The sequence below is a fragment of the Bradyrhizobium sp. BRP56 genome (assembly GCF_020194035.1).
In the GTDB taxonomy this organism is placed as follows: Bacteria; Pseudomonadota; Alphaproteobacteria; order Rhizobiales; family Xanthobacteraceae; genus Bradyrhizobium; species Bradyrhizobium australafricanum.
Window position 1 is genome coordinate 231,176 of sequence record NZ_JADYVV010000001.1, and the last position, 20,438, is coordinate 251,613.

Sequence of the window (20,438 nt, forward strand, 5' to 3'; positions counted from 1 at the left end):
ACCGCATCGCCGTCCCGGAAGCCACGAGTAGAGATCGGCCGGCGCGGCATGCTGCTGCTGTCGTGGCTCGCCCCGGTCGTGCTTCTGATCGTCTGGGAATTGCTGGCGCAGGCCGGCTGGCTCTCGCCGCAGGTGCTGCCGGCACCGAGCAAGGTCGTCCGCACGGCATTCAAGCTGGCGACGTCCGGAAGCCTGCTGAACGATCTCGGCGTTAGCCTGCTGCGCGCAACGGCCGGTTTTGCGATCGGCGGCAGCGTCGGATTCGCGCTCGGCATCCTCGTGGGCTTCTCGCGGATCGCGGAGGCTGCCATCGACCGCAGCATCCAGATGATCCGCGCGATCCCGTTTCTCGCCGCGCTACCGCTGGTGATCGTCTGGCTCGGCGTCGGCGAAGCCCAGAAGATCTTCCTCGTCGCGCTCGGCGTCGCCTTCCCGATCTACATCAACACCACGCTGGGCATCCGGCAGGTCGACCCGAAGCTGCTCGAGCTCGGCCGCGTCCAGGGCCTCGGGACATTCGAGCTGATCCGGCGCGTCATCCTGCCCGGCGCCCTGCCATCGATCCTGACCGGTGTGCGCTATGCGCTGGCGACCGCGTGGCTGGCGCTGGTGGTCGCGGAGACCATCGGCGCCCAGTCCGGCATCGGCTTTCTTGCCATGGATGCGCGCGAGTTCCTGCGCACCGACGTGATCGTGCTGACGATCGTGATCTATGCGCTGATCGGCGTCGCCGCCGACGGCATCGCGCGCGCCCTGGAGCGGCGGCTATTGGCCTGGCATCCGAACTATGGAAGCGCGCGATGACGCTGCACGCCGTGCCGTCACCGGCCGCGATTGCGCCGGCCGTCGTGGCGACGGGACTACATCGCGCCTATGGCAGCCGCGTGGTGATCGAGAACCTCAACCTGCGAATCGAGCGCGGCGAGTTCGTCGTCCTGCTCGGCGAAAGCGGGTGCGGCAAGACCACGCTGCTGCGGGCGCTGGCCGGCCTCGATGCGATCGACGGCGGGCGCATCACGGCACCACGGCGACCGGCCGTCGTTTTCCAGGAGCACCGGCTGCTGCCGTGGGACAGTCTGTGGCGCAACGTCTCGCTCGGCCTCAATGCGAGCGACGCCCGTCAGCGCGCCGCCACCGCGCTCACCGAGGTGGGACTCGGCGGCCGTCTCGATGACTGGCCGCGCAACCTCTCGGGCGGACAGGCGCAGCGCGTGGCGCTGGCGCGCGCGCTGGTGCAGGAGCCCGAGCTGCTCCTGCTCGATGAGCCCTTTGCCGCGCTCGACGCGCTGACCCGCATTCGCATGCACGATCTGGTGCGCGAGCTGGTCGCCGTCCATCGGCCCGGCGTTCTCCTGGTCACCCACGACGTCGACGAGGCGATCGCGCTCGCCGACCGCATCCTGGTGATGCGCGAGGGCCGGATCGCGTTCGAGCATCGCATGAAACGTAACGGCGCAGCGCCGATCGCCCGCACCGAGCTGCTGGCGGAGCTCGGCGTCGGCACTACCCACCCCATTCCTGCCTGAGGACCACTCGATGTCTATCCCACGGTTCACCAACCCCACCCGTCGCAGCTTCCTTGGCGGCGCCGCCTTCGGCATCGGCGCGCTTGCCGGTTTTGACCTGTCCGAGCCGGCGCATGCGGCGACCGGCCGCGTCACCGACACTGTACGTCTGACCTGGGGTTTGAGCGGCCTCAATCTGATCGCCAAGGAGCGCGGCGAGTTCGAGAAGCTGCTGGCCAGGGACGGCATCAAGGTCGAGTGGCTCGGGCCGTTCCCCAATCATGCACCGACGCTGCAGGCTGTGACCGGCGGCAGCGCCGATTTTAGCTTCGGCGGCAGCACGACGCCGGCACTCGCCGCGATCATCGCCGGCTCGCCGCTGGTGTTCACGCAATTCGTGGTCTACGAGCCGCGCACCACTGCGATCATTGCGCGGGATGACTCCGGTATAAACAAGGTCGAGGATCTCGTCGGCAAGTCGGTGGCGGTGAACCGTTCGGGTCTCGGCGAATTCCTGCTGGTTGCGGCGCTCGAGAAGCACAAGGTCGACCGCTCCAAGGTGACGTTCGTCTATCTTAACCCGCCGGACGCAGCGCCGGCGCTGGCCTCCGGGAAGGTTGACGCCTGGTCGATGTGGAGCCCGGGCGTCGACATCGCGCGGCTCGAATACAAGGCGCACGACATCTTCCTGGAAGGTCGCGATCTCGAGTTCCAGATCGACTACACGTCCTACCTGACCACCCGAAAATTCGCGACCGACAATCCTGCTCTGGTCCGGGCGGTCAACGATGCCTTCCGCGCCGAGGGCAAGTGGATCTCCGCGAACAGCAAGGATGCCGAATACATCGCGCAAAAGGCCGGCAAATACAGCGACCAGGTCCGCGACCAGTTCATCGCGCTGAACCGGCAGTATCGCTACTTCGCCGCCAACGACGAAAACTTCCTCGCCGAGCTGCAACGGGCCGCCGACTGGCTGGTCGCGCGCAAGGTGCTCCCGGAGCCGATCAAGGTCACCGACCATTTGGCCCAGGTCTGATCCACAACCGTCCTACTAATCAACGCGCTTCGAGTGACACCAATGAACAAGCCCTTATCCGCTACCTCGCTGGAGCCTTCCGACCGCCTCCGCAGCCACGCGCCCGATATCGACGCGCTGCTTGGCCGCATCGCGGAAGGCGCCGCCGACCGCGAACGCGAGCGCGCCCTGCCGTTCGCGCAAGTCGATCTCATTCGCAAGGCCCGCCTCGGCGCGTTGCGGCTTCCGATCGAAGCCGGCGGCGCCGGCCTGTCGATTCATGCATTGTTCGAGATCGTCATCGGTCTCGGTGAGGCCGACGCCAATGTCGCGCATATCCTGCGCAACCATTTCAGCGTCGTCGAACGCCTGGTGCGCCGGCCGAAGGACGATCAGCACAGGCAGTGGCAGAAGGCAGTCGCCGACGGCGCGATCATCGGGCTTGCGGCGACCGAGCTCGACACGCCTAAGGTCGGCAACGTCACGCCGAACACGACACTCACTGCCGACGGCGACGACTATTTGCTCAACGGCACGAAATACTATAGCACCGGCACACTGTATTCGGACTACGTCCTCGTTCGCACCGCCGACGCATCCGCCACCAATGCTGCTGTGCTGATTCCGGTGAACCGCGAGGGCATTGAGCTGATCGACGACTGGGACGGTCTCGGGCAGCGGCTGACGGCGACCGGCACCACCCACTTCCGCAACGTGCGCGTCAAGCGCCAGGAGGTCGTGTTCGACGCACCGGATATCGGCTACGGCATTCCCTACTCCAACACATTTGCCCAGCTGTTCCTGACCGCGATCAATGCCGGCATCGCGCGCGCCGTGCTGCGCGACGCCAGCGCCCTGGTGCGGACCCGCAAGCGGACATTCTATTACGCGCCGAGCGAGGTCCCAGTGGACGACCCGCTGCTGCAACAGACAGTCGGCCAGATCGCCAGCGGCGCATTCGCCGCCGAGACCGTGGTGCTTGCGGCCGCGGAGGCGCTCGATGCCGCCACCGACGCTTTCGATGCAGGCGACGAAAACGCCGTCGATGCCGCGCACAAGGCCGCGCTGCTGTCGGCCAAGGCCAAGATCGTTGCGGACGAATTTGCGATCCGGAGCGGCAGCCTGCTGTTCGACGTCGGCGGTGCATCGGCCACCAAGAAGGCGGCCAATTTCGACCGCCACTGGCGCAACGCGCGCACGCTGGCGTCACACAATCCAAACACCTTCAAGGCGCGCTCGATCGGACAATACGAGATCAGCGGCACGCCGCTACCCGCCAAGGGCTTCTTCTAGAGCCCCACTCCGATCGAATCGGAACAGAGCTCTGGATTGTTGTTTTGATGCGTTTTCTTCACGCGAACCGGTATCCACTTCGCTCGAAAACGCTCTGGCGAGGTCCAATCCGGCGAGGCAATGCAAGGGAGAATCCCGATGAGCAGGCCGGATATTCATCTTGTGGACGCCGACCACGAGATCGAGCGTCAATTTCGCCTTGTCATGCGCCGCCTCCCGGGCGGCGTTTGCATCATCACCGCAGGACAGGGTGAGGACATCACCGGCATGACGGTGACCTCGCTGACGTCGCTCAGCGCCAGCCCACCCCGGCTGCTGGTCAGCATCAACCGGCAGGCATCGTCCTTCGCACCGATCGCCCGCCATCGGCTGTTCGGCGTCAACATCCTCGGCTCCGACCAGCAGGTCCTGGCCGAGCGCTTCAGCAATGGCCGGCTGAAAGGCTGGGAGCGCTTCGAGGGCACCGACTGGACCCATGGAGCCTCGGGCGTGCCGTTGCTGCAGCGGTCGCTTGCGATGATCGAATGCCAGGTCGAGGAGATCATCGAGCGGCATTCCCATGGCATCATCGTGGGCCGCCTCGCCAGCATGGAATTGTCGCATCGGCTGTCCGGCCTCACTTACTGGAATGGACAGTATGTCCAGATCGATCACGAGGCCGATCTCGACCTATTGGCCGAAGTCAGCATTCCTCTGGCGCATGTCCGTTAGAACAGAGAAAGGGTGCAGCATGAAACGCGAATTGCCGCCAGCATCGCCTCCGTCAACGGCCGGTGCGGTCAGCAGACCACCAGGCCGCTGGCAGCTCGACCGGATCGTGGCCGAGCTGCGCACGTCGCGGGAGGAGACCCACAGTATCCGGCAAGACGGCGAGGCTCGCCGTGCCCCCTCGCGCGACGCGCTGGAGGCGATCCTGGACGGCCTCACCGAGGCGCTGTTTCCGCGCCACTACGGCCAATCGGACCTCGACGGCGAGAACATCGACTATTTCGTCGGCAATACGCTGAGCACAGCATTGGATTCGCTCAGCGCGCAGATCCATCGCGGCGCGTTGTTCGTCGGCGACGAGCTGGAGCCCGGCTTTGCGCATGAGGAGGCGATCGAGCTGACACGCGCCTTCGCCACCCAACTGCCGTCGGTCCGCGGACTGCTGATCAACGATCTGCGCGCTGCATTCGTTGGAGACCCGGCGGCGCGGAATTTCCCCGAGATCCTGATCGGCTATCCCGGGATGACCGCCATCATCCACCATCGCCTTGCGCATCTGCTTTACCAGATCGGCGCGCGGCTGGTGGCGCGCCTGATGTCGGAGATCGCCCACACAAGGACCGGCATCGATATCCATCCCGGCGCCCGGATCGGCTCCGGCTTCTTCATCGATCACGGAACCGGCGTCGTGATCGGCGAAACCGCCATCATCGGCAACAACGTCCGGATCTATCAGGCCGTCACGCTCGGCGCGCGACATTTCCCGACCGACGACGAGGGCCATGTGATCAAGGGCGACGCCCGCCATCCGATCGTCGAGGATGACGTCGTGATCTACGCCGGCGCAACCATACTCGGCCGGATCACGATCGGCCGCGGCTCGACCATCGGCGGCAACGTCTGGCTGACCAAGGACGTGCCGCCGAATAGCATTGTGACGCAGGCCACCGCACGAAACAGCCCGAGCGGCGCCTGAACCACGATCTCACGCCGCAACCTGTGCCTTCCATCGCATCAAGCGCCGTTCCAACGCCTCCAGGACGGCATTGAATGCCAGCCCGATCACGGTGATCCCGATTATGCCGAAATACATCTGCGGGATCAGGAAGCTGTACTGGCTGTTGATGATGAGATAGCCGAGACCGGCCTTGGCGCCGACCATCTCGGATGCGACCAGCACCAGCATGGCTGACGCACTGGCGAGGCGAATGCCGACAAAGATCGTCGGAAGCGCCGCCGGAAGGATCACCTTGCGGAACAGCTGCTGCGGGGTCGCGCCCATGGTCCGCGCCGACTTGATCAAGAGCGGATCGACCTGCTTCACCGCGGCGATGGTGTTGAGCAGGAGCGGCCAGGCACAGCTATAGACCACCATCGTAACCTTCGAGAGCTCGCCAATGCCAAGCAGCAGGATGAACACCGGCAACAGCGCGAGCGGCGCGGTATTGCGGCAAATCTCGATGAACTGGTTCAGCAGATCGCCGAGCCTTGTGTACCAGCCGACGGCCAGCCCGAGCGGGACGAACAACACGACCGACACCAGAAACCCGCTCAGGGCGCGGAGCAGGCTCGCGGAGGCGTCGTCATAGAGCTCGCCGGTTTGCGCGAGCTGCCAGCCTGCGGCGATGACATCCGAGAAGGGCGGCAGAAACACCGCGTCGATCAAGCCGAGCCTCGGCGCGGCCTCCCAGATCGCCAGAAGGGCGATCAGCAGCAGGGAGCGGCGCCCGAAAGCTGCCGGACCGCGGGCCGCGCTCACCAGCGGTGACCGCGCGGCCGCCGGGTGCTCGTCTCGCCGCCCATGCGCGAGCTCCAGCAATGTCAGCATTTCCAGGCTAGACATGAGCGACTTCCTTTACTTCACGGTCGGCACGGCCTGCGCTGACCCTGCCCGCCGATTGCCCCTGCTGCACCTTCTGCACCTCCTCGCGGAGCAGACTCCAGATCTCATGGCGCACGCGGCCGAATTCCGGCAGCGAGCGCACATCCTCGGCTTCGCTGCGCAAGGCCGCGGGGATGTCGACAATCTGTTTGATCCGGCCCGGACGCGACGTCATGACCGCCACGCGCTGACCGAGCACAACGGCCTCGTCGATGCCATGAGTGATGAAGATGATGGTCTTGCCGGTGGCACGCCAGATCCGCAGCAGCTCGCCTTGCAGCGTTTCGCGTGTCTGGGCATCGAGCGCGGCGAACGGCTCGTCCATCAGCAGCACCTCGGGATCATAGGCAAGGCTGCGCGCGATCGCGACGCGCTGCTTCATGCCGCCGGAGAGCTCATGCGGATAACGGTCAGCAAAGCCCGATAACCCGACTAGGTCGAGGAAATGCCGAGCGATCTCACCGCGTTGTTTCGGCTTGAGGCCGGCGATATCGAGCCCGAACTCCACATTCTGCGCGGCCGTGCGCCACGGAAACAGCGCATACTGCTGGAACACGACGCCACGGTCGCGTCCGGGCCCGACGATCGGCCTGCCGTCGAGCAGGATGCGGCCGCTGGTCGGCGTCGCAAGCCCGCCGAGCAGATCGAGCAATGTCGACTTGCCGCAACCGCTTGGACCGACCAGGGCCAGGAATTCGCCGGCACGGACGTCGAACGTGATGTCCTCGAGCGCGGTGAAGCGGCCCGCCGGCCGGCCTCCCTCGCCTCGGGTGACGAACTCCTTGCGGACCTTGTCAAAACTGATCTTGACCGACGTCATCGCGCCTCCGCCGTCTTTCCGGGACGGAAATAGTTGAACTCGTTGGTGTAGGTGTCCGAAGCCTTGATCTGACCCGGCTTGAGCAGGCCGTCCTTGACCAGCCAGTCGATCCAGACCTGCAGCTCAGCATCCGAGATCACGCCGCCCTTGGACGCGACGCCGGTGCTCTTCCAGTACTTGATCGAGGAGGCATCCTCGTTGCGCTTGCGCTCCGCGACGATCCGGTCGAAGCGGGCCCGCACTTCATCGGGCGGCGTCGTCTGCGCCCACTGAATGGCCCGCGAGATACCCTCGACCAGCTTGCGGGCGGTGTTCGGATTGTCCTTGATGAACTTCTCCCGCAGCACATAGGCACCGCCGGTGAATTGTCCGAACAGATCGGTATCGTTGAAGAGCGAACGGATTCCACCGCGCTCCAGCGCCTTGTCGCGCAACACGCCGCTGAGCGCGCTCACCTCGACCTGCCCTTGCCGCAGCGCCTGCTCGCCGGTGACGGGTGGAACCGCCACCAATGTCACCTGCTTGGCCTCGCCGGCGCTAAGGCCGTTCCGCGCCAGATACTCACGCAGCACGAACTCCAGATGGGCGCCAAGCGTATTGACCGCGACCTTCTTGCCGATCAGGTCGCGGGCCGTCTTGATCGGACTGTCATCCTTCACATAGTAGCCGTAATAGGTGTTCGCGTCGGAGCCGTAGTAGCCGACCACCGCCTTGATCGGTGCCTTGGCCGCGATCAGCTTGATAATCGCGCCATAGAAAGCGCCGCCGACGTCGATGTCGCCGGTGACGACGGTCTGGATGTCCTGCGGTCCGCTGATGGTGTTGCCGACCCATTTGAGCTTGAGGGGCGCGAGGTAGCCGAGGTCCTCGGCGAGCTCGGTAAACGTCACCTGCCCGGCCCAGCCCTGATAGCGGATCTCGGTCTTCTCGAGCCGTGGCTCGGCGAAGGCCGGAGCGATCAGGCCCGCCGCAAAGGCGCCGGCCAGCAGCAATCGCGCCGCCCGGCGCGCGGCGACTCGCCGCGCGCGCAGAATTCGAATGATGGTATTCATCGTGTTGCTCCAATAGGCGACATGCTCAGGCTGCCTTCGCCGCTTGCGGCTTCGGCGATTTGATCCGCGTCACGCTGTGGCGGCCGTCGACGCTGACCGGAACCTCGCCATCGATGGTAGCGCGGCGCACCACGCGATGCTGCTCGCCGTAGTCATTGACGGCGTAATGCTGGGTCGCGCGATTGTCCCAGATCGCGACGTCTCCGGCCCGCCAGCTCCAGCGCACGGTGTTCTCGGGAGCCGTGATGTGAGACTGGAACAGATCGAACAGCTTCTGGCCGTCATATTTCGGCAGGCCGACAAAGCGCTGGACGAAATTGCCGAGCACCAGTGTGTGCTCGCCCGTTTCGGGATGGACGCGCACGACCGGATGCTCGGTTTCGTAGATCGTCCCGGTGAATACCTCGTCAAAATGCTTTCTGTCGGCGTCGGTGGCGCGAGACTTCACCGCGTAATCATAGGCATTGCTGTGAACCGCCCAGAGCTCGTCGGCGAGCTTGCGCAGCGGTGCAGGCAGATCGAGATAGGCCGCCGCCGTGTTCGACCAGACGGTGTCACCGCCATAGGACGGGATCACCACGCCGCGCAGCACCGAGATCTTCGGATAGGCATCGACGAACGTGACGTCGGTGTGCCATTGGTCCGCGCGGCCGCCACCACGCCCCGAATCCAGCTCGAGGATCGACGACGTGCCCTTGCTCGGGCCGATGGTCGGATGCGGCACCAGTTTGCCGAGCCTGACCGCGAAGCGCTCCTGCTCGGCGTCGTCGAGGTGCCCCTGGTCGCGAAGGAAGATTACCTTGTGCTCAAGCAGCACCTGGTTGATAGCACGGATGACCGCGTCGGGAAGGTCACCCGACAGCTTCACATTCTTGATCTCGGCACCAAGCCGGGCGGCACGCTTGACGATGTCGGCGCGCGGAATGACGTTGTCGATGGTGGTCGTCTTGCTCATGATGTTGGTCTCGTCGCCGCGATCCCCTGGACAAGGCTCCGCCATGCGCCGGTCGCGGAAACGACGGCGGAGATCAATGATGTGGTCGTGATCCTCGCTATTCCGCCGCGACGGGCTGCGGCGGTCGCCAGACAGCCGGTGCATAGAGCTCGGCGGTGAAATCCTCCGCGATCTCTCCGTTGATGCGCGCCTCGTGAGATGCAAGGTCGGCCAGGAACAGATCGCGGCTGACCCTGGCCGTGATCCCCGGAATGTCGCGCTTGAAGCTTGGAACGTCGCCGATCGGCAGGCCGAAGCTGACAAATGCTGCCGGGTTGAAGACGTGAATGTCCTTCAGATGCGGCGCGCGGCCCGGAACTTTCTCCAGATACTCGTGCCCGGACCCGAGATAAGGATAGGCCGCCAGGCGATCGTCCTTTTCGTCGTCAGGCGGAACGAAGCGATCTCGCCACAGCAGGATTTCGTCGGCGAAATCGCCGAGCTCTGACTGCGCGCCCAGATCGACGGAATAGCCAGTTCCCGCAATCGCGAAATCGAACGCGAACTCGCCCTGCGGAGTGATGGCGACCGGCCGCACCCCCTTCAATTGCGCCGAGGTCCAGGGTGCGCCCAGGTGCAGATGAAAATTGGGGAAGGCTACCGCGCGCGAAATCGCATCCGGCGGCGGGGTCGACCCAGCCTGCCTGAACCGGATCGCTTGATGCCAGCGCATCGCGTCGGGCAAGCTGCCATAGTTGTCATAGGCTCCCGGGTAGCCGCGGATCCGAATGACCGGCAACGCGGCCAAGGTTTCCCGGCGTGCAAACAGATGAACATCACGCGCTCCAGCCTCAAGGGCTGCGGCCGCCGCATCGAAGGCCGACGCAGCACTCCCGACCACCGCAACGGAGAGACCACGCAGCATCCTGAAATCGATCTTCTCCGATGTATGCGCACGGAATCGTTTCGGCAGGACACGCAGCGCGTCGGGGACATAAGCGCCCCCGCTACCCGCAAAGCCGGTTGCGAGCACCAGCTTGCGCGTGGTCTCGATGGTCGTGCCCCCCCTCCGCTCCAGATGTAACCGCAAATGATCGGCTGCGGGCTCGATGCGGAGCAGCCGGATGCCGTAACGAATGCCGGCGCCGGTCACGCGACGATACCAGTCGAGATAGGCCGCCCAATCGAGCCGCGGAATCCGATCGAGCGCGTCGAAGGCCGCCGCGCCATGGCGCGTTTCATACCATACCTGGAAACCGAGACCGGGCAGACCGAGCTCCGGACCTGGAAGCGTCTTCGGGGTGCGAAGCTTGTGCATTCGCGCGCTCGTCAGCCACACGCCGGCCTTGCTGGCGTCGGCGGCGGCATCGATCACCGAGACCTTGCCGATCCCGGCGCGCCGAAACGCAAACGCGAAGGCCGCGCCGGACTGGCCACCGCCGACCACGACGACGTTGTGATCGATTCCGTCGCGATCAGGCACCCAGTTCTGCGGGTCGGCCCCGATCAGCCGGAGGGCCTCGCGGGCGACGCTGTCGGGATCGGATTGCGGCATGAATGACCACCTCGCTTTGACGTTGCAAATCGTAAAAGCGATCGACATTCAGTCAATGAAACGAAACCAGCTTTGTTTTTGATAGCAGGCAATGTTCGCGTCGTGGACAACGCGGGCATTGAAATATTTGAGATGATCGCCGCCTGACCGATCATCTCATGTGCATTGCGACGTGCGGGATCGGCGCGATCGATCGGGAGAACTTCCCAAATCAAACGTCGCCGGGATCGGCGCGATCGCAGTCATCTCCGGTGAGCGACGAACCCGTCACGTTCATGCTCGCTTGCCGTGCAACAATGCAAATTCATTTCACCGCCGCCGACATAGAGTCTGACGCAGCGCACGCGCCTGACGTCGACGCGCGGCGAGCAACGATGGATATCTCGAAATGCCGCGAACTGCTGGCAACATCAGCCTTGAACACGATACCCCGGAGCTCGCCCGCTCCTATGATGAAGCGGGACTCGTTCAATTTCGCCACGGCAAGTTCCTGATCGGGCCGCTCGCCATCAAGACCGGCGAGCACGTGCTCGACATCGGGACGGGAACCGGCCGGCTTGCGGAATTCGTCGCCGGACTGGTCGGTCCGGACGGCCGCGTGATCGGTATCGATCCACTTGCCGGCCGCATCGAAATTGCGCGCCTTCGGCAGGGGGATAACCTCCAGTTCGCCACCGGGCGCGCCGAAGAACTGTCGCGCTTCGACGACGCGCAGTTCGACGCGGTCTATCTCAACAGCGTCTTCCATTGGATATCCGACAAGGATCGCGCGCTGCGGGAGATCCGGCGCGTGCTCAAGCCCGGCGGCCGCCTCGGTTTGAATGCGCAGGATCCGTCCAGGCCGCACCAGTCGCGCCTGCTGCTTCGTCGCGCCATCATCGAGGCGGGTCTTGCCGGCGATCGCCAGGACTCGAACCCGGTGCTCGGATCGACCGACGAGGAGCTCAAATCGCTGTTCGCGGCACACGGCTTCGCCGGCTACCGCAGCGAGCTGCGCGCGCTGATCGATATCCACGACGATGCGGCATCGCTGCTGCAGTGGTCGGAAGCGAGCGCATTCGGAAATTTCCTCGAAGCGTTCACCCCTCACGAGCGCGAACTGGTGCGCCGCACCTTCGCGCGCCTTGTCGAAGAACAGCGCACGCCCGAAGGTTTGAAGCTGGAGCGCTACCTGCGCTTCGCGTTTGCGCACAAGGCGCCGTCCCACCAATAACGATCAGCAAAATTTACGAGATCCGAGATGAGCAAACGACAGCTTTCCCTTAACCTTTTTATTTATCCCGGCGGCCATCACGAGGCGGCGTGGCGCTACAAGGGGTCTGCGGCGGATCGCATCCTTGACGTCAGCTATTACCAGGAGCTGGCGCAGCGTGCCGAGGCGCAGAAATTCGACGCGATCTTCTTCGCCGACGGCCCCGCGCTCGCCGACAATGTTCGCTACGCGCAACGCTTCCGGTTCGAGCCGATCACCTGGCTGGCCGCGATCGCCGTCGCCACGAAACGGATCGGCCTGATCGCGACCGCGTCGACGACCTATACCGAGCCTTACAATCTGGCCCGCCTGTTCGCGTCACTCGATCACCTCAGCGGCGGCCGGGCCGGCTGGAACATCGTCACGACCAGCACGGCACAGGCGGCGCAGAACTTTGGCTTGCCCGAGCATCCACCTCACCACGAACGCTACGAGCGGGCGCGGGAATATATCGATGTCATCACGCGGCTGTGGGACAGCTGGGAAGACGACGCCGTGGTGAACGACCCCGCATCCGGCATTTTCGCCGATACGGGAAAGATCCATCCGATCGATCACGTCGGAAAGCACTTCCGGGTACGCGGCCCGCTCAACATCTCGCGGACGCCGCAGGGACGGCCGGTCTATGTCCAGGCGGGTTCGTCTGATGACGGACGCGCCTTTGCCGCGCGCTATGCCGAAGCGATCTTCACCGCGCATCAGACGCTGGCGAGCGCCCAGGAGTTTTATGCGGACATCAAGCGGCAGGCACGCGCGTTCGTCCGCAGCCCCGATCAGGTCAGGATCCTGCCGGGCATCAGTCCGTTCATCGCCAGCACGCAGGCCGAAGCCGACCTGTTGCAGGACGAGTTCAACGAGCTGATCCAGCCGGAATACTCGTTGACCCAACTTCGCCAGATGATCGGGCTCGACCTCTCCGGCTTCGACCTCGACGGTCCCTTTCCGCGCCACCTGATCGACACCGGCAGCGCCCGCGGGGTCGCCAGCCGTTTCAAGCTCGTGGTCGACATCGTCGATCGCGAGCAGCCGACCATCCGCCAGCTCGTGCAGCGTCTCGCCGGGGCGCGCGGCCACTGGGTGATCGCGGGCCCGCCGGAGAAGATCGCCGACAACATCCAGACCTGGTTCGAGAATGGCGCGGCCGACGGCTTCAACGTGATGCCGCCCTGGCTACCCGGCGGGTTCGATATCTTCGCCGAGCAGGTCGTGCCGATCCTGCGCAAGCGCGGTCTGTTCCGCGACGAGTACAGCGGCACGACACTGCGCGACCATTACGGACTGAGCCGGCCGCAAAGCCTATTTTCCGGATCGATCAAGGCGATCGCCTGACGTGATCGAAACCGCCGACCCCGCGTCGGCCGGATCGCTATTTGCCCACAGCCTAAGGATTTGAGAATTCAATGACCACTGCGCGCGTCCTGCTCGTTTCGACCCTGCTCATTCTCGGTGCTCTGACCGGCGCCGCCCTGCACGCGGAGACATCAGCCAAATCCGATCTGAAAGTCGGCTTCGTGCCGGGCCCCTACATCGACGAATTCAAGGTTGGCGTCGCGCCGGAACTCGAGAAGAAGGGCTACCGTATCCGCTATGTCGAGTTTTCGACCGGGCTGGAAGCCAATAATGCAGTGTTCAAGGGCGAGATCGACGCCAACGTCATGCAGCACACGATCTTCCTGAACTCGTACAACGAGCGGCAGCAAACCGACCTCGTCGGCATCGTCCACGTCCCGACGCCCCCGATGGGGCTTTACTCGAAGAAGCACCTGGTCGGCTCGCCGATCAAGCCCGGTTCGACCGTGGCCGTGCCCAACGATCCCGTCAATCTGCAGCGTGCGCTCTGGATCCTGCGCGATCTCGGCCTCGTCGAGATTCGCGACTCCAAGCCGGTCGATGTCAGCGAACTCGACGTGATCAAGAACCCCGGCGGCATCAAGATCGTGCCGCTGGAAGCGGCACAGGCGCCGCGCGCGCTCGATGACGTTGATTTCGCCGCCATCCAGGGCAACTTCGCGATCTACAGCGGCTTGAAGCTGACCAATGCATTCGCCCTGGAGAAGATGACGACGCCCTATATCAATGTGGTAGCGGTGAAGCAGGCCAATGCGGGCTCGCCGTGGGCGCAGGACATCGTCGCCGGCTACAAGTCACAGACATTCAAGACCGCGATCCTGTCCGACCGCTTCTATGACGGGTTTACCTTGCCGGATTACTTGAAGCGCTAGACCCAGCCACCATCCACGATATGGCTCTGGTTGGTGCAGGCACCGCTGTCATCGGCGGCAAAGAACAGCACGACGCGGGCGATATCATCAGGCACGAGTTTGCGCTTGAGGCATTGGCGCTGCATCAGCTCGGCCACGCCTTCAGACGTCAACCACAGATCCTGCTGCCGCTGGGTCATGATCCATCCGGGCAGGATGGAATTGACCCGTATGTTGTGCGGCCCGAGATCGCGGGCTAGCGCCCGGGTGAGGCCCTGAACGGCTGATTTGGCCGTTGTGTAGCAGGGCATGTTGCCCTGGCCGATCACCCAGCTCACCGAGCCTATGTTGACGATCGAACCGCCCCCTGCCTGCTTCATGTCCGGCGCGACCGCCTGGGCGCTGAAGAACTGGTGCTTCAGGTTGACGGCGATCCGCTCGTCCCAGAATTCCGGTGTGACGTCCTCGATCGCGTGACGATCATCGCGGGCCGCATTGTTGACCAGGATGGTGACTGGCCCGAGCGCCTCGCGGATGCCGGCGACTGCGCGCCGCAGCGCGCCGATATCGCGCAGATCGGCATGTTCGAAGTGCACGCGGGCTTGTGCCCCGAGATCGGACAGTAGCTGCTCCGACGACGTCAGATCGATATCGATGAATCCGACCCGCGCGCCCTGGACGATGAACCGGCGGACGATCGCCTCGCCGATGCCGGAACCGCCGCCGGTGACGAGTACGGTCCGGTCCTTGAGACTTGGATAGATGGCGCCCTGCATTGGCATCCTCTCGATATTGGCGCCTGAAGGGCGTCGGTTGCGTTGCTGCGGCTCAGGCAAAAGGGCCACAGATTCCGAGGTTCACTCGGTTGTCTCCATGAGGCTGCGGTCCACGACCCGCAGCGTCCGCCGCACCATGCCGTCGACGATGGTTGCCGACTCGCTTGGACGCACATATATTGCCGTAGACTTGAGCAGCCACGGCAGCACCGCCTGGTCGAGCCTCTCCTCATAGGCACTGCGCATCATGTCGAATGCCTGCAGGCCGGGACCTGCGAGGATGACGTGATGCGGGCGCAGCACCGATATCGTCGTGGCGACCGCTTCGGCAAGCGCGTGACCCGCCTGCTGGAACAAGTGCTCGAGACGGGAATCGCCGCTCCGCGCCCGATCGCGCAACAGAGCCATCTGCGCCTCGGACGGTTGCTGCGACGCCGCCGGCGGCAGGTCGAGAAAGGTGCGGGCATCGCGGTAAAGCGCATAGTCGGCAAGATGGGCCTCGATGCAGCCGCGCTGACCGCAGCGGCATTGCGGGCCGTTCAGCGCCAATTTGACATGACCGATCTCACTGCCCGCGCCGGCACCCCAGCGCGCTTCACCGTCGACAATGATGCCCATGCCGACGCCGTGGCCCACCATGATCGTGGCCGTGAGGCCCTGCGCCAGTGCCGGTTCGGCGGCAGCGAGAGACAGCGCGACCGCGACCGCGTCGTTCGCCATCACGACTTCGACAGCGAACGCCTGGTGGATCGGCTGGGCAAGATCGACGTCGGTGATCGACAGCGCCGGGCTCCACAGATGCCGGCCGGTATCGCCGTCGACGATGCCCTGCAGCGCTATTCCGATTCCGAGCAAGCGATGTCGCGGCGTGGCGGTCGCCTCAAGCATGGCGTCGATCTGTGCGATCACGAGCTCGCATAGTGCGCTTGCATCGAGCGCGCGCGTCGCGAGTTCAAGTCGCGATTGCGCCAGGGCGGAGCCGCTGAAATCGGCAATCAGTGTCTCGACCAGATTCATGCGCAGCGAGACCGCGATGATGCGGCCAAATTCGGGATTCAGGGTCAGCAGGACTGCCGGCCGGCCGCGGCGACGGCCACCATCCGCGTCCTCTTCGTCGGCGTCGTCGGGCCACAGCGTCGCCGCATCTGTCTCGGCTTCGCACAGCAGGTCCTCCGCCATCAGCTTCGACGTGATGGCCGAAATGGCGGGGAAGCTCAGGCCCGTGCTGCGTGCGAGCTCGACCCGCGGCAACGGCCCCTGGCGTCGCAGTACCTCGACGAGACGGCCGGGGTTCGATCCGCGGGCCAGGCTCGAAGCACGTCTCAACGGCTCGGGCTGTTCGTTCATATTGCGCTTTTTAATTCGCTTGATGAAATTATTCAACGGAGGCTACTCGTTTGTTGGTCAAAAAGCGCGGATATCGACTGAAAAACATCACTCCCATACTATTAATGGCTGAAGGCGTGATCATGAACATCCTTGACTGGACATTTTGTCGCGCTAATTTATTAGTTACGTGAATAAAATAAGGCGTGAAAAGCGCCGGGCGTGAAATCCCCTCGCCGGGGGTGTCGACAGGGAGGTGCATATGAATGTCTCAACCAGAAAATTGATCGTGCCGCTCATGGCGGGCGCTGCCGCGCTCGCCATGGCGACGGGGGTAGCACAGGCACAGCAGAAAAAGACCATCGCGCTGGTGACCAATGTCGCGGCCGACTTCTGGACCATCGCGGGCCGTGGGCTTGAGAAGGCGCAGAAGGAGCACCCGGACTACAATATCGAATTGATTGTCACCAATGAAGGGACGGCGGCCGGCCAGCGGCGCGAACTGGACGATCTGCTGGTGCGCGGCGTCGCCGGTATCTCGATCTCGGTCGACGATGCACCGCATGCAACCGAAGAACTCAACAAGGTTGCCGCCAAGACCGTGCTGATCACCACGGACAGCGACGCGCCGCAGAGCAATCGCCTCGCCTATATCGGCACCGACAACGTCGCGGCGGGGCGACAGGCCGGCGAGGAGATCAAGAAGGCGCTGCCGAACGGCGGCAAGATCGCACTGTTCGTCGGAACGATGGACGCCGACAACGCCCGCGAGCGGGTGCAGGGCATCAAGGAAGCGATCGCCGGCACCAAGGTCGAACTGGTCGACGTGTTCACCGACCAGGTGGACTTCGCCAAGGCCAAGGCGAACATGGAGAACGTGCTCGTCAAATATCCCGACATCGCGCTGCTGTCCGGCCTATGGAGCTACGAGACGCCGCTGATCTATGACGCGGTAAAGGCCGCAGGCAAGGCCGGCAAGGTCAAGATCGTCGGGTTCGACGAGGACCAGCGGACGCTGCGCGGCATTTCCGACGGCACGATCGAATCCACGGTCGTGCAGCAGCCCTACGAGTTCGGCTATCTCTCCGCCACCAACATCATCAAGACGCTGAACGGCGACAAGTCCTGGATTCCGAAGGACAGCAAGCTGATCGTGCCGACCAAGGTGATCAGCAAGACCAACGTCGCGGAGTTCGCCGCACATCTGAAGGAACTGCTCAAGAAGTAACTTCAGTCGGCTTCAACGCCCGGCCGCCACAGGCCGCCGGGCGTTGTGCAGGAGGACATGCCGAATGGCGGAAACGCTGCTGGAACTCAGCGGAATCAGCAAGACCTATCCCGGCGTCAGGGCGCTCGACGACGTCAATTTGCGCGTCAATCGCGGCGAGGTGCTGGGCCTGATCGGCGAGAACGGCGCCGGCAAATCGACGCTGATGCGCGTGCTGGCCGGCGTGATCGCGCCGAGCACCGGCGTGATCCGCATCGGCGGCACCGAGCACGCCCGGATGACGGTGACCGAGGCGACGCGATGTGGCATCGCCTTCGTGCACCAGGAACTGAACCTGTTCGAAAATCTCGACGTCGCGGCCAATGTCTTCATCGGACGCGAGAAGCTGGCCGGCGGCCCGCTGAAGCTGGTGGACAATGCGCAGATGCACGCCCGCGTGATGCCGCTGCTGGAACGGCTGGGCGCCGATTTCATGCCGGGCACGCTGGTCGAGAATTTGTCGATCGCGGAGCGCCAGATGGTGGAGATCGCCAAGGCGCTCTCGATCGACGCCCGCGTCATCATCATGGACGAACCGACCTCCAGCCTGACGATTTCGGAGACGGAACGGCTGCTCGAGGTGATCGCCGACCTGAAGATGCACGGCATCTCGGTGATCTACATCTCTCACCGGCTCGGCGAGATCATGAGCTGCGCTGATCGCGTCGTGGTGCTGCGCGACGGGCGCACGGTGGGGGAATTGGCGCGCGACGAACTCAGCCACGCCGCCATGATTAGGCTGATGATCGGCCGCGACCTGAAGGCGCTATATACACCGCCGTCCTGCACGCCGCAGCCCGGCGGCTGCGATATCGCCGGCGTCGTGACCACTGCCTTTCCTGACCGGCAGATCAATCTGTCCGTGCGGCGCGGCGAGATCCTCGGCCTCGCTGGGCTCGTCGGCGCCGGCCGCACCTCGCTTGCCCGCGCGGTGTTCGGCGTTGACCCGCTGCTGGGCGGCGAGATCCGGATCGACAACGCCCCGGTCGGCGTCGCCTCGCCGCGGGACGCGATCAGGCAGGGGATCTACCTGGTGCCGGAGGACCGCAAGAAATCCGGGCTGGTGCTGGAGCTGCCGATCCGGGAGAATGTGACGCTCGCGAGCCTGCTGGATCATGCGCGGATGTGGCTGGTCAACGGCGCGGCCGAGCGCAGAATCGCGAAAGACCAGGCCAGACGGCTGTCCATCAAAGCGCCGAGCGTCGACATCGAAGCCGTGACGCTCTCCGGCGGCAACCAGCAGAAGGTGGTGCTGGGCAAGTGGCTCTCCATGCAGCCGCGCGTGATGTTCTTCGACGAGCCGACCCGCGGCATCGATGTCGGCGCCAAGAGCGAGATCTACGCGCTGATGCGCAGCCTCGCCGACCAGGGCGTCGCGATCGTGATGATCTCCTCGGACATGGAGGAAGTCATCGGCGTCTCCGATCGGGTGGCAGTGATGCATGAAGGCAGTGTCAGTGGCGTGATCGAGCGCGACCAGTTCAGCGAATACAACGTATTGAGGCTGGCGGTCGGCCAAGCGCTCGAAACCATGGAGGCCGCTGCGCCATGATGAAGAAGGAACTCGGCCTGTTCTTGCTGCTGGCGGTGATCTCCGCCATCACCGGCGCGATCAATCCGGCCTTCCTGTCGTTCGTGAATCTGCTGAACATGGCCAATCTGATCGGCCTGTTCGGTGTGTTCGCGCTGGGTGAAGGCCTCGTCATCATCACCGGCGGAATCGATCTTTCGCTCGGCTCGATGTTCGCGCTGCTCGGCGTCATCTTCATCGACCTGCTGACGACCTATCAGGTGCCCTGGCCGTTCGCGCTGCTGCTAGTCCTGATGGGCGGGGTTGCGCTGGGCGGCATCCAGGGCTTCCTGATCACGCGGCTGAAAATGCAGCCCTTCATCGTAACGCTGTGCGGGTTGCTGATCTATCGCGGCGCCGCGCGCTATTACACCAGCGATTCGACGCGCGGCTTCGGCTACGGCGACGAGGCGAGCACGCTGAGCAATATCGCCTCCGGCAATATTGCGGACATCCCGAACACCTTCATCTTCCTGATCATCCTTGCACTGATCCTCGGCGTGCTGTTGCACCGCTCGGTCTACGGACGCTGGCTTTATGCCGTGGGCAAGAACGAGGAAGCGGCGCGCTTCTCCGGCATCAACACCGACCTCGTGATCGCCACCGCCTATGTCATCAGCGGCGGGCTCGCCGGCGTCTCGACCGTGATGTTCGTCTTCTACACCAACTCGGTTTCTCCGAGTTCCTTCGGCAACTTCTACGAACTCTATGCGATCGCGGCGGCCGTCCTCGGCGGCTGTAGCCTGCGCGGCGGCGAGGGCTCCATTCTGGGCATCGTGCTCGGGACGGCGTTGCTGCAGGTGCTGCAGAACCTCGTGAACATCCTCGGCATTCCCAATTCGCTGAACTTCGCGGTGATGGGGACCGTGATCCTGATCGGTGTGCTGGCGGATCAGCAATTGCGGGCCCGTCGACGGCGCAAGGCCGCGCTCGCAGGCCTCGCCCGCACTGCGCCAAGATCGAAGGAAAGCACAGTTCTGCAAGGCGCAGCTTCGCACAGCGCGGCTGCGTTGCCGACGACGACGGGCGATCAGGCATGACAACTCGAAAAGGAAGAACCCGGACCGGGAATATGGTCGCAGCAGCTTGAGTAGAGGAACGAGGGGAAGGAGTTCTAGGCGCAAGATCAATCAAGCTCGCGGCGCTCGTATCCAAATTGGCGCAGCAGGCCTGGCCCAGCTGAGCCGCAGGCAGACCCCTCGCCGCCGTCTTGAAGGGCTTTGCGCGCGCACGAATTCTATCTCTGGTTGATGGATCGATGCACTGAAACGACCGCGTTCCC

At 64.2% G+C, this 20,438-nt stretch carries 19 protein-coding genes; 12 read left to right on the plus strand and 7 right to left on the minus strand.

The genetic code is table 11. The annotated features are described in order from the left end of the window. Positions 1-48 precede the first annotated feature (48 nt). The 6 genes from I6F38_RS01045 to epsC all read left to right on the plus strand — a co-directional run bounded on the left by I6F38_RS01045 (position 49) and on the right by epsC (position 5,497). Positions 49-804: an ABC transporter permease subunit gene (locus tag I6F38_RS01045; RefSeq protein ID WP_225158834.1), complete on the plus strand. Its 756-nt coding sequence runs from the start codon at positions 49-51 to the stop codon at positions 802-804. Continuing rightward, positions 801-1,526, plus strand: a complete 726-nt coding sequence (locus I6F38_RS01050) for an ABC transporter ATP-binding protein (protein ID WP_225158709.1) — start codon at positions 801-803, stop codon at positions 1,524-1,526. Before I6F38_RS01045 ends, I6F38_RS01050 begins: the two co-directional genes overlap by 4 nt. A 10-nt stretch (positions 1,527-1,536) precedes the next feature. Then, complete coding sequence (locus I6F38_RS01055) at positions 1,537-2,541, plus strand: NrtA/SsuA/CpmA family ABC transporter substrate-binding protein (RefSeq protein ID WP_225158710.1); 1,005 nt, start codon at positions 1,537-1,539, stop codon at positions 2,539-2,541. A 42-nt stretch (positions 2,542-2,583) separates the two neighbouring features. Then, positions 2,584-3,813 carry an acyl-CoA dehydrogenase family protein gene (locus I6F38_RS01060; protein WP_225158711.1) on the plus strand — a complete coding sequence of 410 codons (1,230 nt, stop codon included), beginning with the start codon at positions 2,584-2,586 and terminating at the stop codon, positions 3,811-3,813. Between the two features lie 138 nt (positions 3,814-3,951). After that, positions 3,952-4,524: a flavin reductase family protein gene (locus tag I6F38_RS01065; protein ID WP_225158712.1), complete on the plus strand. Its 573-nt coding sequence runs from the start codon at positions 3,952-3,954 to the stop codon at positions 4,522-4,524. A gap of 19 nt (positions 4,525-4,543) precedes the next feature. Further along, positions 4,544-5,497 carry a serine O-acetyltransferase EpsC gene (gene epsC / locus I6F38_RS01070; protein WP_225158713.1) on the plus strand — a complete coding sequence of 318 codons (954 nt, stop codon included), beginning with the start codon at positions 4,544-4,546 and terminating at the stop codon, positions 5,495-5,497. Between the two features lie 9 nt (positions 5,498-5,506). Here epsC and I6F38_RS01075 read toward each other — a convergent pair whose 3' ends face one another. From I6F38_RS01075 to I6F38_RS01095, 5 genes are all read right to left on the minus strand, one after another. Further along, on the minus strand, positions 5,507-6,364 hold the full coding sequence (locus I6F38_RS01075; protein WP_225158714.1) for an ABC transporter permease: 858 nt from the start codon (positions 6,362-6,364) through the stop codon (positions 5,507-5,509). Further along, positions 6,357-7,223 carry an ABC transporter ATP-binding protein gene (locus I6F38_RS01080; RefSeq protein WP_225158715.1) on the minus strand — a complete coding sequence of 289 codons (867 nt, stop codon included), beginning with the start codon at positions 7,221-7,223 and terminating at the stop codon, positions 6,357-6,359. Before I6F38_RS01080 ends, I6F38_RS01075 begins: the two co-directional genes overlap by 8 nt. Then, entirely contained in the window at positions 7,220-8,275 is a 1,056-nt protein-coding gene (locus I6F38_RS01085; protein WP_225158716.1) for an ABC transporter substrate-binding protein, read from the minus strand. Before I6F38_RS01085 ends, I6F38_RS01080 begins: the two co-directional genes overlap by 4 nt. 25 nt (positions 8,276-8,300) lie before the next feature. Next, on the minus strand, positions 8,301-9,230 hold the full coding sequence (locus I6F38_RS01090; RefSeq protein ID WP_225158717.1) for a TauD/TfdA family dioxygenase: 930 nt from the start codon (positions 9,228-9,230) through the stop codon (positions 8,301-8,303). A gap of 97 nt (positions 9,231-9,327) precedes the next feature. After that, complete coding sequence (locus I6F38_RS01095) at positions 9,328-10,764, minus strand: FAD-dependent oxidoreductase (protein WP_225158718.1); 1,437 nt, start codon at positions 10,762-10,764, stop codon at positions 9,328-9,330. Between the two features lie 388 nt (positions 10,765-11,152). On the opposite strand from I6F38_RS01095, the gene I6F38_RS01100 reads away from it, so the two are divergent. The 3 genes from I6F38_RS01100 to I6F38_RS01110 all read left to right on the plus strand — a co-directional run bounded on the left by I6F38_RS01100 (position 11,153) and on the right by I6F38_RS01110 (position 14,238). After that, positions 11,153-11,977 (plus strand): methyltransferase domain-containing protein, encoded by an 825-nt coding sequence (locus tag I6F38_RS01100; protein ID WP_225158719.1) that lies wholly within the window; start codon positions 11,153-11,155, stop codon positions 11,975-11,977. Between the two features lie 27 nt (positions 11,978-12,004). Then, on the plus strand, positions 12,005-13,345 hold the full coding sequence (locus I6F38_RS01105) for an LLM class flavin-dependent oxidoreductase (protein WP_225158720.1): 1,341 nt from the start codon (positions 12,005-12,007) through the stop codon (positions 13,343-13,345). A gap of 71 nt (positions 13,346-13,416) precedes the next feature. Then, entirely contained in the window at positions 13,417-14,238 is an 822-nt protein-coding gene (locus I6F38_RS01110; protein WP_225158721.1) for a MetQ/NlpA family ABC transporter substrate-binding protein, read from the plus strand. On the opposite strand, the gene I6F38_RS01115 is transcribed toward I6F38_RS01110, so the two are convergent. Together I6F38_RS01115 and I6F38_RS01120 are read right to left on the minus strand one after the other, a co-directional pair. Then, a complete protein-coding gene (locus tag I6F38_RS01115; protein WP_225158722.1) occupies positions 14,235-14,993 on the minus strand; it encodes an SDR family oxidoreductase in 759 nt (252 codons plus the stop codon). The two genes, I6F38_RS01110 and I6F38_RS01115, sit on opposite strands and share 4 nt — an antisense overlap. Positions 14,994-15,074: 81 nt before the next feature. Beyond that, positions 15,075-16,340 carry an ROK family protein gene (locus I6F38_RS01120; RefSeq protein WP_225158723.1) on the minus strand — a complete coding sequence of 422 codons (1,266 nt, stop codon included), beginning with the start codon at positions 16,338-16,340 and terminating at the stop codon, positions 15,075-15,077. 241 nt (positions 16,341-16,581) lie between these two features. On the opposite strand from I6F38_RS01120, the gene I6F38_RS01125 reads away from it, so the two are divergent. The 3 genes from I6F38_RS01125 (at position 16,582) to I6F38_RS01135 (ending at position 20,196) form a co-directional block, all read left to right on the plus strand. Then, positions 16,582-17,547, plus strand: coding sequence for a sugar-binding protein (locus I6F38_RS01125; RefSeq protein ID WP_225158724.1), 966 nt, complete (start codon positions 16,582-16,584; stop codon positions 17,545-17,547). Positions 17,548-17,611: 64 nt separating this feature from the next. After that, positions 17,612-19,138, plus strand: coding sequence for a sugar ABC transporter ATP-binding protein (locus tag I6F38_RS01130; protein WP_225158725.1), 1,527 nt, complete (start codon positions 17,612-17,614; stop codon positions 19,136-19,138). Continuing rightward, complete coding sequence (locus I6F38_RS01135; protein WP_225158726.1) at positions 19,135-20,196, plus strand: ABC transporter permease; 1,062 nt, start codon at positions 19,135-19,137, stop codon at positions 20,194-20,196. Before I6F38_RS01130 ends, I6F38_RS01135 begins: the two co-directional genes overlap by 4 nt. Positions 20,197-20,438: the final 242 nt, after the last annotated feature.